Genomic DNA, 14,805 nt, shown 5'->3' with positions numbered 1-14,805 from the left:
GGCCGTTCGGCAGGCGCTTTTCAAATTCACCCCATCGAGAGTCGAATGGATGTTCGATCTGTCGATATCATTGGACGCGACCCGAGAAAGGAGTGTCGCAGATGACCCGTGAAGGCTGATTCTTCGGGAGATCCGGCTCAATCCAGGGGGAGATCGAACGCGACGAGCGTACCCAGACTGGGTGAGGAGTTGATGTAGAACCGGCCACCGGCGGTGTCGGCGCGCTCGGCGAGGTGGCGCAGCCCGCGGGTCGCAACCCCTTGGGGCACACCAGATCCGTTGTCGCGCACGCGGAGCTTTACGCCCTCCATATCGCGCGTGAGCGTCACGCGTGTCTCGCTCGCACCCGAATGCCGGACCACATTGGACAGTGCCTCCCGCAGGGCGGCGCGGATGTGGTCGCCGCATTCCGCCGGAATGTCCGCGAACTCGCCGGACAGTTCGAGCGTGGGTGGATATCCGAGCAGTTCCCCGGCAATGCGCACCTCGCCACGCGCGGACTCGGCCAGGTCGGTCGGCACCCCGGGATCGTGCCGCGGTTCCGGTGAGCGAAGCGCGCGCACCGTGCCGCGGATCTCCTCGATGGTCTGGTCCAGCTGGTCAATGGCGTCGGACAGCCGTGCACCGTCGGCCTGCGCGAACCGCTTGCGCATGTTGCGGCGCACGCGGTCCAGCTGCATGCCGGTGCCGTAGAGCCGCTGCACGATCACGTCGTGCAGTTCACGGGCAATGCGCTCGCGCTCCTGGTAAAGCGTCACCCGATGGCGCGCGTTGGCCCCCTCGGCAAGCGCGAGCACGACCCCGGCCTGCGCAGCGAACGCCGCAAGCATCTCCACCGTGCCCGCCGAGAACGGCTCGCGCCCGTGCCGCCGATACACCGTAAGCGCACCGAGCACACGCCCCCCGGACCCAAACGGAGCCGCCGCGAACGGCCCGTACCCCCGCAACTCGTCCGGCACAAACGGCGCAGTCCGGGGATCAACCCGAAAGTCCTCCGACGACACCGGCTCCCCACCCCGAGCCACCCGCCCAGCCGCAGACTCCGCCCGCAACGTCAACCCACGCAACTCCCGCACCGGCCCTCCACCACGAGCCCCACCCCCCGCACCTCGTTCCCACCCCACCGGCGACCAACCACCTGCCGCTTCACCTGAGCTGCCCCCTGCCACGCCCACCCCACCATCAACCGAGTCCGCCTCACAGCCCACCCCACCATCCACCACCCCCTCCGCACGGCCTACCAACCCCTCCGCGCGGCTCGCGCCACCGTCTACTGACTCCTCCGCGCGGCTCACGCCACCGTCTACCAACCCCTCCGCGCGGCTCGCGCCACCGTCTACTGACTCCTCCGCGCGGCTCACGGCACCATCCACCGACTCCTCCGCGCGCCCCCTAGCACCACCATCAGCCGACTCCACCAGCCAACCCCTCGCACCACCATCTACCGGACGGTCAACCTCCCTACAGTCTGCTGCGCCCACCCCACCATCAGCCGACGCCGGCTCCCGACCCCCCGCACCACCATCTGCCGGACCCGCCGGACGCTCCACCGCCCCACAGCCCGCTACGCCCACCTCACCATCAGCCCCCACCGCTTGGCCGCCGCCCGCACTCACCCCACCGACAGCCGCTTCACCGTCAGCCGCACTGATCCCCGCACCGACCACACGGTCCGCCGGACCCGTCCCATAACCCGCTGCACTCACCACCCCGTCCGCCGCACCCGCCCCACCATCAGCCACACCCGCCACACCATCAGCCGCGCTAGCCGCACCACCGCCAGCGGTGCCCGCCACACCGTCAGCCGCGCTCACCGCACCACCACCAGCAGTGCCCGCCACACCGTCAGCCGCGCTCACCGCACCACCCGCCCCGTCGCCAGCCAGAACCGCCCCACCCTCAGCCGCGCGCGCCCCACCATCAGCTGCGCTCACCGCACCACCCTCAGCCGCACCCGCCTCGCCGTCAGCTGCCCCGCCGTCAGCTGCCCCGCCGGTGGCTGCGCTCGCCTCAACGTCAGCGGTCGTTCCCTCGCCGCGAACGGCATGTGGCCTGTCGCCAGCCTGGTGCGCGCCACCGTCGGCCGCCCGCGTCTCGGCACCAACCGCGCTCACCTGACCGCCAGCCGCACTTGCCCCGACGTCAGCCGTCCCGCTGGGGACTGCGCCCGTCCCGCGGTGAGCTGCCGCTGCCTCGCCACCAGCCGCACTGGCGCCACCATCAGCAAAGCTCGCGCCACGGTCAGCAGGACTCGCGCCATGGTCCGCCGCTCCTGCGCTACCGCCAGATCCACCCGCAATTGCCGCGGGATCGAACGACCCCACTCCGCCATCGGACGCCTCGCCCGGCCCCGCCCCGTCAGCCGATACCGGACCCGGACCGCCAGAAGACGCCTCGTCGTGCTGTTCCGCACCGTCGAGGTGGTCAGCATCATCCGCCCGCCCGGCCGCGCGGTTCCGTTCATCGGTGCCTGCCGACCCAGCGTCCCTGGCCGGCGCAGATGCGTCAGCCCGTTCGGTTCCGTGGTCCTGCCCAGGGCCGTTCGGCCGCTCAGCGGTGACGGCGACGTCCGGGCGATCTCCACCGGCTCGGTCGTTCACGCCCGGTCGAAGATCGGCTTCCGTGTCGACGTCCATTCCGTAAGCGGCCTCGACCACAACTCGCCCGTCGTCGGCACTCACCATTGCCAGGCCCAGGTCGGCGTCGGCCAGTTCGGCGGCCCTTGCCACGACCGTTTCCAGCACCCCTTCCGGGTCGTCCCCGGACAACGCGGTGCTGGTGATTTCCGTAGCGGCGGACAGGGCGCGCGCGGCGAGTGTCGGGTCCATGAGCAACCTCGACCTTAGCGCGGGTTTCCACGCTGCACCCGCAACCGTGACCGTCACCAAAACCCCCGTCAGACCGTGACGAGCGGCGCAACCCGACGCACGACCCGCCCGTCGCGAACCTCGAACACCACGTCAGCCTGCACTTCCTCCTCCACACTGTGCGTTACGTGGAGCACTGTGCGGCCGGCCAACTCGGAACGCAGCGTCTCTCGCAACGCGCGGGCTGTCGGCTCGTCGAGATGTGCCGTCGGCTCGTCGAGCAGCACCAGGTCCGCGGACGGCGCCGCCAGCAACGCCCGCGCGAGCGCCACCCGCTGCGCCTGCCCACCGGACAGTCCGGTACCCGCGCTGTCGAGCAACGTCGCCGGGTCGAGTTCGGGCAGCTGCGCCTGGTCGAGAACCCGCCGCAGATCGTCGGCGTCCGCGAGCGGATCCGCGAGCCGCAAGTTCTCCGCAACCGTGGTCGACACCAGCATCGGCTCCTGCGGCGCCCACGCAACCCTCTCCGGCACGAGGACCTCCCCCACCCGAGGCGGGAGAAACCCCAGCAAAGCCGCCACCAACGTCGACTTCCCCGCCCCGCTGGCCCCGACCACCACCGCATACGCCCCGACCGGCAACTCCAAATCGACCCCCGTCAACACCGCCGGCCCACCAGGCCACCCGAACTCGCCCCCAACGACCCGAACCGCCGTGGGGCGGTCCTCCCGACCCACCGAAACAGCCCGCTCCAGCGCCGCTCCCCGCTCCACCGACACATCCGGCACCGACCGCCGCCTCGCGAAAACCCCTCGTTCCGGCTCCGGCCCCGCGAAAACTCCCCGCTCCGACGTTGTCCCTCGCCCTGCGACAACGCCCCGCCCCGCTACTGTCCCCCGCCCCACGAAAGCGCCTCGTTCCGCTACTGTCCCCCGCCCCACGAAAGCGCTTCGTTCCGCTACTGGCTCCCGCCCCGCGGCAACGTCCCGCTCCGGCACTGGCCCTCGCCCTCGCCCGACGACAACGCCGCGCTCCGGCACTGGCTCCTGTTTCACCGACATATCCAGCGTCGACGCTGCCTCGAATTCCGCCGGCACATTCCGCGCCACCGATGTCCTCGTTGTCGACACCTCTCGCCCCGCCGAGGCGGCTGTGGACGGTGCCGTCGCCAAACCATCCACAGCCAAACCATCCACAGCCGAGATATCCACAGGCAGTCCCGGCTCCGGGTTATCCACCTGTGGACGCGCGGCCGAACCATCCCCAGGTGATCCGATCGCCGCCAGTCGGAGGCGGGCGGCGCGCAGCGTGTCCCAGTGCGCTGCCGATTGCGGCAACAACGCCAGCACCTCTGCCAACGCCAACGGCACCAATGCCAGCAACGGCGCCATCACCCCGGCCAGTTCACCCGCGGCGACTGCCCGTGCGGCCAGCATCGCGCTCACCACCGCCGCCGCGCCGGTCACCAGGGTGATCAACGCGTCCCCAGAACCAGCGCCGAAAGCCTGCCGCCGTGCCGCCGCCGCCAGTCCGGTGTCCGCGTCGGCCAACGCTCGGCGACGCGCGCCAGCCGCCCCGTATGCGAGCAACTCCGCCGCCGACGAGAACAGCACCAGCACCTGCGCGCCGACGTCCCGCCGCCCTGCCGCGAGCGCCGAGGTCGCACGACGTTCCACGCGCAATGCGACCACGGGCGCCGCCAACCCCACCAGCACCGCCAAAGCAAGCACCAGCCCCGCCGACGGCAGGACGACCGTCTGTACCGCGATCGCCCCGATCGCGCTCAGCCCCACCACGATCGGCGGAGACACCACACGCGGCAAGAGGTCACGCACGGTGTCGACATCGGTCACGAGCCGCCGTTGGCTCTCGCCCGCCTCAAGGCTCCGCGCCGGGCCCCGCCGCACCAGTGCGTTCCACAGCCGCACTCGCAGCCGTCCGGCGATCCGGAACGCGGCGTCATGCGTCACGAGCCGTTCCGCGTAACGGAGCCCGGCGCGTCCGAGGCCGAACGCACGCACGCCGACCACCGCGACGGTCAAGGTCAGGATCGGCGGCTGCAGCGACGCTTTGGCAATCAGCCAGCCGGACGTCGCAGTAAGCGCAACCCCGGCCAACAACGCCAACGCGCCGAGGACCGCACCGGCGAACAACCGGCGGTCCAGAACCAACCGCCACGGCAACGGCGCCCGGATGCTCGTTTCATCCACAGGGGATTCCCTTCCAGGAACGGGCTTTTCATCCCCAATGGCGACGGCTGTGGAACGTTCGTGCGCTGCGATCACCGCGGCGGCACCGTTCGCGACCGCACGATCCACAGCGTCCAGCACACGCCGGGCGTTGGCCTCGTCGAGGTGCGCGGTCGGTTCGTCAAGCAGGAGCAGCCACGCCCCTGAACGCACCCGCAGCAACGCTCGCGCCACCGCGACGCGCTGTCGCTGTCCGAGGGAAAGCCGGTCAACGGGCCGGTCGGCGAGGCCGAGCAAACCCAGTTCGCCAAGCACCTCGTCGACCACATCGTCACCCACCTCGTCGACCACGTCGTCAAGCGCCCCAACGATTTCGCCGGCCGCAACGGCCAGTTCCGCACGCACCGTGCCACCGCTGAAGACCGGCGACTGCGGGACCCATGCGACATCGGTGCGCCATCGGGCGAGATCCGCCTCGGCGAGCGGAACGTCGCCGGCCAGCACAGAGCCGTCATACGACGGCACGAAACCCAGCAACGTGGCCAGAGTGGTCGACTTGCCCCCGCCGCTGGGCGCGCGCAACCACACCGTTTCCCCACGACGGACGGAGAAGCTCTCACCGTCGGGGGCAAAACCTTGGCGTCGGGCTACTTTTAGGTCGGATACAACCAACGATCCACAAGGCGCGATCCGCGTGCCTGGTTCCGGCACCGGCTCCGCGAGGACAGCGCGCACCCGGCCTACCGCTTCCACCCCGTCCTCGCTCGCGTGGAAGGCGGCGCCGACCGCGCGGATCGGCTGGTAGCACTCGGGGACGAGGATCAGCACGCCAAGGCCGATCGCCAGCGGCAGCGATCCCGAAACGAGCCGGACCCCGATCACCACGGCGACGAGCGCCACCGACAGGGTGGCCGCCAGTTCCAGCACAAATGCCGAGGAGAAGGCCACCCGCAGCGTCTTCAGCGTTGCGCGGCGGTGGCGTTCGGAGAGCTTCCGGACCGTCTCCGCCTGCGCATCGGCCCGGCGGAACGCAGCGAGGACCGGCAACGCCCGCACCAGTTCGAGCAACAGGCCGGACATCCGATGCAGCGCGTCCGTCGCGCCGGACACCCGGTCGGCGGTGAACTTGCCGACCAAAACCGCAAAAAGCGGCAAAAGCGGGACCGTCCCGGCGACGATGACCGCCGACGGCCAATCTGTCCACAGGATCGCCACCCCCGCCGCGAGCGGGACCACCACAGCCGTCACGAGAGCCGGCAGGTACTCGCGGAAGTAGGAATCAAGAGCGTCGAGGCCGCGGGTGACGAGTGCGGTGAGTGCACCGTGCCCACGCCGGGCCAGCCACTCCGGGCCGAGCTTCAACGCGTGGTCCACAACGCGAGCACGCAGGTCTCGTTGTGCGGTCGCCGCAGCGCGGGCGGAGACCACCCGCACCGCCCAGCCGGCGAAGGCCCGGCCCACGACGATCGCGAACAGAGCGGCCAGCTGGGCGGTGCGGCCTCCGACGCCGGTGGAGACGATGGACGCGAGCACGTCCGCCAGCAGAAAAGCCTGTGCCACCAGTAAAACTGCGTTCACCAGCGACAACATCGCAACCAGGATCAACGCTCGGCGCGCGGCCGGCCCTAACGCCGGGAGCGCGCCGAGCGGACCCTTGCCCGGCCGCACCGGGTCCACTGTGGACCGCGTGGCGGAAAGGGGTGCGCGGCCGGGAAGCGTGGTCACGGTGCATGCACCGCCGGGATGTGTTGCACACCGATGCGCTTGCGGAAAACCCAGTAGGTCCAACCCTGGTAGATCACCACTGCCGGCGCGCCGAACGCAGCGACCCAGGTGATCACTTTCAGCGCGTACGGGCTCGCCGCCGCCTGCGCGATGCTCAGCGAGTTCGCCGGATCACCGGTGGACGGAAGGACGTTCGGGTAGAGCGCACCGAAGAACGTCACCGCAGCGGCGGCGATCACGATCCCCAGCGCGGCGAAAGCCTGACCGTCCCGATCGACGTACAACCGCAGCCAGGCCACGACGCCGGCGAGGACGCAGACCACCAGCGAGATGAGTGTCCACAGCTCGCCCTCGCGCATCTGGACCACGACGAGGAACGCAACCATCGGCAACAGCGCGACCGGAAGCATCCGCATGGCCAGCACCCGGGCACGTTCCCGCAGGTCACCGTCGGTCTTGAGAGCGAGGAACGTCGCGCCGTGCACCAGTGCGAACCCGACGATGGCGAGCGCGCCCAGCAGCGTGTCCCATCGCACCGCTTCGAAGGCCGAACCCACGCGGTTGCCCTGTGGATCGAGCGGTAGGCCGAGCACAGTCGTGGCCAGCACGATCCCGACGCCGAGCGGTGGCACCCAGGAACCGATCATGATCACGCGGTCCCAGGTCTTCCGCCAACGCTCGGAGTCGACCTTGCCGCGGTACTCGAACGCGACACCACGTCCGATGAGCGCGAGCAGCACGACCAGCAGAGGAAGGTAGGCACCGGAGAACAACGACGCGTACCAGCCGGGGAACGCCGCGAAGGTCGCGCCCGCCGCGACGATCAGCCAGACCTCGTTGCCGTCCCAGACCGGTCCGATGGTGTTGACCATGACGCGTCGCTCGGTGTTGTCCCGCCCGAGCACCGGCAGCAGCATGCCCACCCCGAAGTCGAACCCCTCGAGGAACAGGTAGCCCAGCCAGAACGCCGCGATGATCGCGAACCAGACCGTTTCGAGTGTCATCGCCCCGCACCTCCCGGTTCAGCCGGTTTGTCCACGCAAGCTCCCTGAGTTATCCACAACTGATCGAGTTGTCCACAGACCCGCTGTGGGTAACCCGGGAGAGCGATCCACCGACTACAGCGGGTGTGCACAGCCGGAACCACCCCACCGGCGGCGACCAGCGCCGCCAACCAGTCAACAACCGGCGCCGCCGCACAATCAGCAACCACCGAACGAGCGGCGACCACCGCACGCCCGGCAGCCACCCCACGACCAGCAACCACCCCACGACCAGCGACCACCGCACGCCCGGCAACCACCGCACGACCAGCGACCACCGCACGCCCGGCGACCACGGCACGACCAGCAACCACCGCACGTCCAACAGCCGCGACCGCCGCTGGCCGAGGAGTGCGCACCATCGGGGCCGGTGCCAGGTCGTCCGGTTCACCCGCAGTAGCGGCCAGGACGCCGGCACGGGCCGGTGAGGCGGGTTGCACCCAGGCCCGCCTCACCGGGTCAGTAGGCGAACGAAAGGGCTTCGTCATCGGAGCCTTCCTTCGGGGATGGCGGGGCGGGTGGCATGACCGCTTCGATGCCGCCTCGGACGTACTTGCGCATCAGGTACAGCTCGACCACGCCCAGCACCAGGTACAGCAACGTCAGGGTGATCAGCGACGTCCACACCTCACCCACCGACAGCTTCGACACTGCCTGCGCAGTGAACATCCACATGCCTTCCACACCGGTCGGGTTGGGGGCCACCACGAACGGCTGCCTGCCCATCTCGGTGAAGATCCAGCCCGCGCTGTTGCCGATGAACGGGGTCGCAATGCCACCGAGGACGAGCAGCGGGAACCAGTGGCCGTTCGGGATGCGGCCGCGGCGGGTCAGCCACAGGGCCAGTACCCCGATGCCGGCGGAGATCGCGCCGAAACCGATCATCACGCGGAAACCCCAGTACGTGACCGGCAGGTTCGGGACGTAGTCGATCGGCTGTCCGGCGAGCGGACCCAGTGCCGGGTCGTCCGGGTAGTTCGTGCCGTACTTCGCCTGGTACTCGCCCACCAGGTTTTCCACACCCTTGACCTCGGTGGAGAAGTCGTTGTGCGCCAGGAACGACAGCAGCGCCGGCACGGTGAAGGTCTTCACATCCTCGCAGTTGGCGCCGCGCACGTCGCCGATCGCCATGATCGAGAAACTCGCCGGCTTTTCCGTGTGGCACAACGCTTCGGCCGAGGCCATCTTCATCGGCTGCTGCTCGAACATCAGCTTTCCCTGGGTGTCGCCGGTGATCGCGAGCACGGCGAACGCCACCACGCCGACCCAGCCACCGAGGCGCAACGAGGAGCGCCAGACCTCGCGGTGCTCGTCCGACGAACCACGTTTGCGCCACAGGTGCCAGCCCGCCACGCCGACCAGGAACGCCGCCGCCACGGAGAACGCCCCAGCCAGCGTGTGCGGGATCGCAGCCAGCGCCGTGTTGTTCGTGAGCACCGAGCCGATCGAGTTCATCGTCGGCTTGCCGTCCACGAACTCGACGCCGACCGGGTGCTGCATCCACGAGTTGGCCGCGAGGATGAAGTAGGCCGAGGCCACCGTGGCGAGCGAAAACGCCCACGCGCACGCCAGGTGGACCTTCTTCGGCAGCCGGTCCCAGCCGAATATCCACAGGCCGAGGAAGGTCGACTCGACGAAGAACGCGACCAGCCCCTCCATCGCCAGCGGCGCACCGAAGACGTCCCCGACGAAGCGCGAATAAGCGCTCCAGCTCATCCCGAACTGGAACTCCTGCACGATGCCGGTGACCACGCCCATGGCGAAGTTGACCAGCAGCAGCTTGCCCCAGAACTTGGTCATCTTGAGATGCCGTGGGTTCCCGGTGCGCACCCACGCGGTCTGCATGGCCGCGACGAGCACCGAGAGTCCGATGGTCAGCGGGACCATCAGGAAGTGGTAGACGGTGGTGATGCCGAACTGCCACCGCGCGAGCTCAAGGACATCCACGAGTTCGATACTCCGCGCGGCCGCGGTCACCAGCCAGTTCAACACGTCCTGAACAAGCCGGGACCAACGTCCCGCACCGCTCCCCGCGGCAGGACTCGGGCATGCGGTCCGACCAGGACGAACCCCGTGCCCGGTCCACAACTGCGACCGGCTGGGGACAACCCTGCGGTACGCCCGATCAGGTGGCAGACACTCCCGGCCGCGTCAGCGGGTCTCCTCCACCAGCCACTCCAGGTACCGCGGGCTCCCGCCGGTGATCGGCATGACGACGACCTCGGGCACGTCGTAGGTGTGCCGCACGTTCAAGAACTCTTCCAGCGCGCCGGCCCGGTCCGCCGCCGTTTTGCACTCGATGCGCCATTCGGCCGCGGTCTGCACCTCGCCCTCCCACCGGAAGACGCTGGTGATTGGGCCCACGATCTGGGCGCACGCGGTCAGCCGGGCCTCGACAGCGCTCGCGGCGAGCGTGCGGGCGGCGGCCTCGGAGTCGACCGTCGTGATGACGACGACGTGGTCAGCAGACATGGCCCGCACCGTACCGCAGCCGGAATCCGGATTTCGGTACGCCGAAAAAAATAATCAGCCAATCCGGCCACGGCTATTCACAAGCCCGTATCCGGCAATTCGAGAAACCCATCAGCTTGCCCCTTTCTTGATCGCTCCTTTATCGTTGCAGCGAAAGGGGTGCCACCAGCACATGTCTACCGCTCTTGTAGCTCTCGCCACCGCGTTCGGCCTGGTCCTCGCAGTTGAACTGCCGGACAAGACGCTCGTCGCGACCCTCGTGCTGACCACCCGTTTCCGCGCCTGGCCGGTATTCGCCGGAGTGTGCGCGGCATTCGCCGTGCAATGCGTTATCGCGGTGGCATTCGGCAGCGTGCTCACCCTGCTGCCGGACACCTTGGTTTCCCTGTTGGTCGCCGCCATGTTCGGCATCGGTTCGTTCATGCTGCTTCGGGAAGGCTTCCGCGAAGGTGACGACGCGGGTGATGACGCGTCGCGCTCCGGTCCCGTGCCGCTGTCGTTCCTGCGTTCCGCGCTCACGTCGTTCGGCGTGCTGTTCGCCGCGGAGTGGGGCGACGCTTCACAGCTGGCGACGGCCGGGCTGGCCGCGCGCATCGGCAACCCGGTCGCGGTCGGCGTGGGTGCGTTCGCCGCGCTGGTGGCCGTCGCCGGGCTCGCGGTGTTCATCGGCGCCAAGATCCGCGATCGCATCCGGCCGAAGCTGATCCAACGCGTCGCCGGGTTCGTGTTCGCCGGCTTCGCCGTGTTCGCCCTCGCCCAGCTGCTCTGGTGAGCGCTCTACAGCGACTTCACCCCAACGGTGGGTAACCTCTGCAGATCCGGTGGATGAGGGCAAGGTGAACCGGCGGTGGAGTCGGGGACCTTGCCCTCTGCCATGACTGCAGAGGAGTACCGGTGCCGACATCCGCGATTGCGCGCACTGCCGTGTCCCCGGTGCACGGCAGGCTCGCACTCATGGGCATCGGTGTGGCCGTCGTCCTCGCAGCTGACTTGCACCTGAGACTGTCGGCACAGGTCAGCCCGGTGTGGCAGACGTTGTCCGAATACGTCTACGGCCGGCTCGGTGACCGCTCGGCCGCACCGCTGTTCGGTGCCATGTGCCTCGCGCTCGCACTGGGTTCGCTCGCACTGCTGGCCGGGCTGCTGCGCGCGCGGCGCTCGCCGGCCGTGGTGGCCCTGCTCGGTGTGTGGTGCGCGGGTCTGACGGTGTGCGCGACAGTCCCGGTCGACCCGGATGGACAAGCGCGCTCCTTCCACGGCCAGCTACACAACGTAGCTGCGCTCGTCGCGTTCCTGGCGTTGCCAACGGCGGCTTGGCTGCTCACCCGGCGCGGCCGCGCGACCTGCCCGTGGGAACCTCGCCGCACGGCGATCCGCCGGCTGGCTGTGGGTAGTTTCGCCAGCGTCGCGGTCGTTCTCGGTGGGTTCGTCCTCACCTTGCTCACCGGACCAACCCACCAAGAGGTGACGCTCGGGTTGTTCGAGCGCCTGTTGTTCACCGTCGACCTCGCACTGCTGCTCACCATGGTCCGGCCACTGCTGACCGCGTCCACGCAGCTGCGCGGCTAAACCGCCGCCCGCAGCACCTCGGCGAGCCGGCTCGCGGCGACCGCAACCCGGGGCCCGACCTCACGGGCGTCGAACGGTTCCAGCGAGACGACCCCGACGCTCGCCCGCAGGCCCGGCACCCCACGCACCGGCGCGGCCACTCCCGACGCACCCGCCTCGAGCTCTCCGGTGGAGCTGGCCCAGGCGTCACCGCCGGGCCGCAGGCCCATCGCCCGCCCCGCCGCGCCCGCGTTCAGCGAATGACGGCTGCCCACGCGATAGGCGACGTGGTAGTTCGTCCACGACGGTTCGACCACCGCCACGGCCTGTGCCTGGTCACCCTGCGCAACCGTCAGGTGCGCCGTGGCTCCCACCGTCTCCGCCAGCTCCCGCAACACCGGCCGGGCGGCCTCCCGCAGCTGCGGCAGCACCTGCCCGGCCAGCCGCAGCACGCCGACACCCAGCCGCACCTTCGCGCCGTCACGCCAGATCAGGCCGCGCTCGACCAGCGGCACCAGCAGCCGGTACACCGCCGCGCGGCTCGCGCCGATGGTGACCGCGAGCTCGGAGATGGTCGCCGCCTGCTCGCCCGAATCAGCCACTGCCTGTAGCAGCGCGAGGCCTCGGTCGAGAGTCAGCGACCCCTCGCTGCTCACAACAACTCGAGTTCGCCCAGGTCGGCCACCGGCTCGGCGAACGACGCCGCCGCGTAGGACGCGAAGAGCTCCCGAACCGCCTTCGCAGCCGGTTCCGCCAGCGCGCGCGCCTCGTCAGCGAGCGCCGTTCCGTCTGTGGATTCCAGCGCCGCGCGGACGTCACCACCGGACAGGCAGCGTGCCGCCGCGACCAGGAGATTGAGGAAGCCGTGGTGCGTGAAGCCGGTGTCCGGATCGACGTGGCGGACCGCGCGGTGCAGGCTGTTCGTCGCCTTGAACGAGGCACCTGGCGAGGCGCTGACCACCGACAGGAAGTCGGCGACCTCGTCCACGCTGGGGAAGTTCTCGCCGGCCTGACCGCCGCACCGGATCTTCGGCCAGCTGCCGTGCTCGATCACCTTGCGCACACCGTCCAGCCAGCCGACGCCGCGCCGTGGCTCCACCACGCGGATCACGTCCTCGGGTACGAACTCCGAGACCCGCTCCAGCCACACCTCGTCGACATCGGACGGCGCGGGCATCTCCACCATCCGCAACGACAGCAGCTCGCTGCGCGATTCGACGATCGAGATCGCCTTCGGTACGCCGCCGAGACCGGTGTCGATGATCAGCGACAGCGGCAACGGCTCCTTCGGCTTGACCTTGATCAGCTCGGTGATGAGCTCGGGCAGCCGCGAAGCCTGGCAGAGGAAGACCCCGAGCACACCGGCGTGTTCTCCGGTGCGCGATTCGAAGTGCGTACGGAGTGCGGCGGGCATGGCGGCGTCGGCGGGCGGGAAGAGAGCCGAGTCGTCGACGAGCCGCGCGAACAGGGGAGGAATTCCACGAGGGCCGGGGGGCGTGAGTTCCACAGCGCTTGACACGACTGACACGCTAGTAGCGTACGACAAGAGGACAAAATCGTTCGCTCAGCGGACGCTGCTGGGGCGGTTTCCCGAGGAGGCACCGATGCCTTACTACCGGCAAGTAGGCGAGATTCCGCACAAGCGGCACACTGCGTTCCGAAAGCCGGACGGAGGCCTGTACGCCGAGGAGCTGATGGGCGTCGAGGGCTTCTCCGCCGATTCAGCCCTGCTGTACCACGTCGGTATGCCCACGGCGATCGTCAACGCCGAAGCGGTGCAGGAAGAGCGGGGCGCGCTCACGCCGAACCACCCGCTCAAGCCGCGGCACTTCAAGACACCTGAGCTGAAGTACGGCGCCTCCGCAGACGCCGTCACCGACCGGCGACGACTGTTCGGCAACAACGACGTCACCATCTGCTTCGCCGTCGCTACCGCGCCCAGCCCGCTGTACCGCAACGCGGCAGGCGACGAGCTCTTCTACGTCCAGGGCGGCTCCGCGACGGTGGAGACCATCTACGGGGCGTTGGAGGTCGGCGACGGCGACTACGTCGTGCTCCCGACGTCGTGTACGTACCGCGTGGTGCCGCACGACGAGGTACGGCTGTTCATCCTGGAGGCGCGCGGCCACGTCGGCCCACCGAAGCGGTATCTGTCGGCGAAGGGGCAGTTCCTCGAACACTCGCCATACTGTGAGCGCGACGTACGCGGGCCTGTCGCTCCGCTGTTGGCCGAAGGCTCGGACGTCGAGGTCTTGGTACGACACCGCGCCGGACTGACCCGCTACACGTACGCGACGCACCCGTTCGACGTCGTCGGCTGGGACGGGTGCCTGTACCCCTGGGCGTTCAACATCGACGACTTCGAGCCGATCACCGGCCGGGTGCACCAGCCGCCGCCGGTGCACCAGACGTTCGAAGGGCCGAACTTCGTGGTGTGCTCGTTCTGCCCGCGGAAGGTCGATTACCACGAGGACTCGATCCCGGTGCCGTACAACCACGCGAACGTCGACTCCGACGAGCTGATGTTCTACGTCCGCGGCAACTACGAGGCCCGCCGCGGTTCGGGCATCGGCATCGGCTCACTGTCCCTGCACCCGTCCGGCTTCACCCACGGCCCACAGCCCGGCGCGGCGGAGGCCTCGATCGGCGCAGAGTTCTTCGACGAAACGGCAGTCATGGTCGACACCTTCACCCCACTGGACCTGGGCGAAGCCGCCGACGCAGCAGAGGATCCGGGGTACGCCTGGACCTGGTCGAAACGGGGCCCGCAGGGGTAGCGCGCCGGTTTCGGCACGTTGGCACCGAGGGCGCATTGGCAGCGGGTTCAACGCACTGACGCATCGGCGCCGGGTTCGGGTCGGCCGCACTGGCACCGATTCGGGCCGCGTTGAGTGCTAATGGCAGCCCGGGCACAAGCTGACTCGAATGCGTAGAGCACGAATCCAGGCACACTGGCGCAGGTCCAGGAGCCGTGCCAGGCCGACAACCGCGCCAGGTCGAGCGCGTTGGATGCCGGGTTCG

10 protein-coding genes and 2 pseudogenes are annotated in these 14,805 nt (G+C 69.3%); 3 read left to right on the top strand and 9 right to left on the bottom strand.

Annotated elements, in window-relative coordinates; translation table 11 throughout:
* Window positions 1-137: 137 nt before the first annotated feature.
* The 7 genes and pseudogenes from ABD793_RS09720 to cutA all read right to left on the bottom strand — a co-directional run.
* A pseudogene (locus ABD793_RS09720) lies at window positions 138-1,070 on the bottom strand (GAF domain-containing sensor histidine kinase); the annotation flags it as partial.
* Window positions 1,071-2,110: 1,040 nt separating this feature from the next.
* Window positions 2,111-2,332: a hypothetical protein gene (locus ABD793_RS09715; protein ID WP_344858138.1), complete on the bottom strand. Its 222-nt coding sequence runs from the start codon at window positions 2,330-2,332 to the stop codon at window positions 2,111-2,113.
* 304 nt (window positions 2,333-2,636) lie between these two features.
* Window positions 2,637-2,828, bottom strand: a pseudogene (locus ABD793_RS09710) (GAF domain-containing sensor histidine kinase); the annotation flags it as partial.
* Window positions 2,829-2,896: 68 nt separating this feature from the next.
* Complete coding sequence (gene cydD, locus ABD793_RS09705) at window positions 2,897-6,673, bottom strand: thiol reductant ABC exporter subunit CydD (protein WP_344858115.1); 3,777 nt, start codon at window positions 6,671-6,673, stop codon at window positions 2,897-2,899.
* 44 nt (window positions 6,674-6,717) lie between these two features.
* The gene (gene cydB / locus ABD793_RS09700; RefSeq protein ID WP_344857761.1) at window positions 6,718-7,725 is read right to left on the bottom strand and encodes a cytochrome d ubiquinol oxidase subunit II; all 1,008 of its coding nucleotides are present in this window, start codon (window positions 7,723-7,725) and stop codon (window positions 6,718-6,720) included.
* A gap of 498 nt (window positions 7,726-8,223) precedes the next feature.
* Window positions 8,224-9,711: a cytochrome ubiquinol oxidase subunit I gene (locus ABD793_RS09695; RefSeq protein WP_344857759.1), complete on the bottom strand. Its 1,488-nt coding sequence runs from the start codon at window positions 9,709-9,711 to the stop codon at window positions 8,224-8,226.
* A 204-nt stretch (window positions 9,712-9,915) separates the two neighbouring features.
* A complete protein-coding gene (gene cutA / locus ABD793_RS09690; protein ID WP_344857757.1) occupies window positions 9,916-10,236 on the bottom strand; it encodes a divalent-cation tolerance protein CutA in 321 nt (106 codons plus the stop codon).
* A gap of 172 nt (window positions 10,237-10,408) precedes the next feature.
* On the opposite strand from cutA, the gene ABD793_RS09685 reads away from it, so the two are divergent.
* Together ABD793_RS09685 and ABD793_RS09680 are read left to right on the top strand one after the other, a co-directional pair.
* A complete protein-coding gene (locus tag ABD793_RS09685) occupies window positions 10,409-11,008 on the top strand; it encodes a TMEM165/GDT1 family protein (RefSeq protein ID WP_344857755.1) in 600 nt (199 codons plus the stop codon).
* Window positions 11,009-11,190: 182 nt separating this feature from the next.
* A complete protein-coding gene (locus ABD793_RS09680; RefSeq protein ID WP_344858113.1) occupies window positions 11,191-11,805 on the top strand; it encodes a DUF998 domain-containing protein in 615 nt (204 codons plus the stop codon).
* Here ABD793_RS09680 and ABD793_RS09675 read toward each other — a convergent pair.
* A complete protein-coding gene (locus ABD793_RS09675) occupies window positions 11,802-12,440 on the bottom strand; it encodes an IclR family transcriptional regulator (RefSeq protein WP_344857753.1) in 639 nt (212 codons plus the stop codon). The two genes, ABD793_RS09680 and ABD793_RS09675, sit on opposite strands and share 4 nt — an antisense overlap.
* A complete protein-coding gene (locus ABD793_RS09670; protein ID WP_344858111.1) occupies window positions 12,437-13,291 on the bottom strand; it encodes a hypothetical protein in 855 nt (284 codons plus the stop codon). Before ABD793_RS09670 ends, ABD793_RS09675 begins: the two co-directional genes overlap by 4 nt.
* Window positions 13,292-13,388: 97 nt before the next feature.
* Here ABD793_RS09670 and ABD793_RS09665 point away from each other — a divergent pair, with 97 nt between their 5' ends.
* A complete protein-coding gene (locus ABD793_RS09665) occupies window positions 13,389-14,561 on the top strand; it encodes a homogentisate 1,2-dioxygenase (RefSeq protein WP_344857751.1) in 1,173 nt (390 codons plus the stop codon).
* Window positions 14,562-14,805 lie beyond the last annotated feature (244 nt).

Origin of the sequence: Amycolatopsis ultiminotia, from assembly GCF_039536925.1 — a bacterium.
Lineage (GTDB): Bacteria > Actinomycetota > Actinomycetes > Mycobacteriales > Pseudonocardiaceae > Amycolatopsis > Amycolatopsis ultiminotia.
Note: the sequence above shows the minus strand (reverse complement) of the source record. Positions and strands in the feature narration are given on the sequence as shown.

Excerpts from the sequence above, each read along its gene's own strand:
- ABD793_RS09715 (WP_344858138.1), bottom strand. The coding sequence starts at position 2,332 with ATGGCGGAGTGGGGTCGTTCGATCCCGCGGCAATTGCGGGTGGATCTG.
- cydB (WP_344857761.1), bottom strand. The coding sequence starts at position 7,725 with ATGACACTCGAAACGGTCTGGTTCGCGATCATCGCGGCGTTCTGGCTG.
- cutA (WP_344857757.1), bottom strand. The coding sequence starts at position 10,236 with ATGTCTGCTGACCACGTCGTCGTCATCACGACGGTCGACTCCGAGGCC.
- ABD793_RS09685 (WP_344857755.1), top strand. The coding sequence starts at position 10,409 with ATGTCTACCGCTCTTGTAGCTCTCGCCACCGCGTTCGGCCTGGTCCTC.
- ABD793_RS09680 (WP_344858113.1), top strand. The coding sequence starts at position 11,191 with ATGGGCATCGGTGTGGCCGTCGTCCTCGCAGCTGACTTGCACCTGAGA.
- ABD793_RS09665 (WP_344857751.1), top strand. The coding sequence starts at position 13,389 with ATGCCTTACTACCGGCAAGTAGGCGAGATTCCGCACAAGCGGCACACT.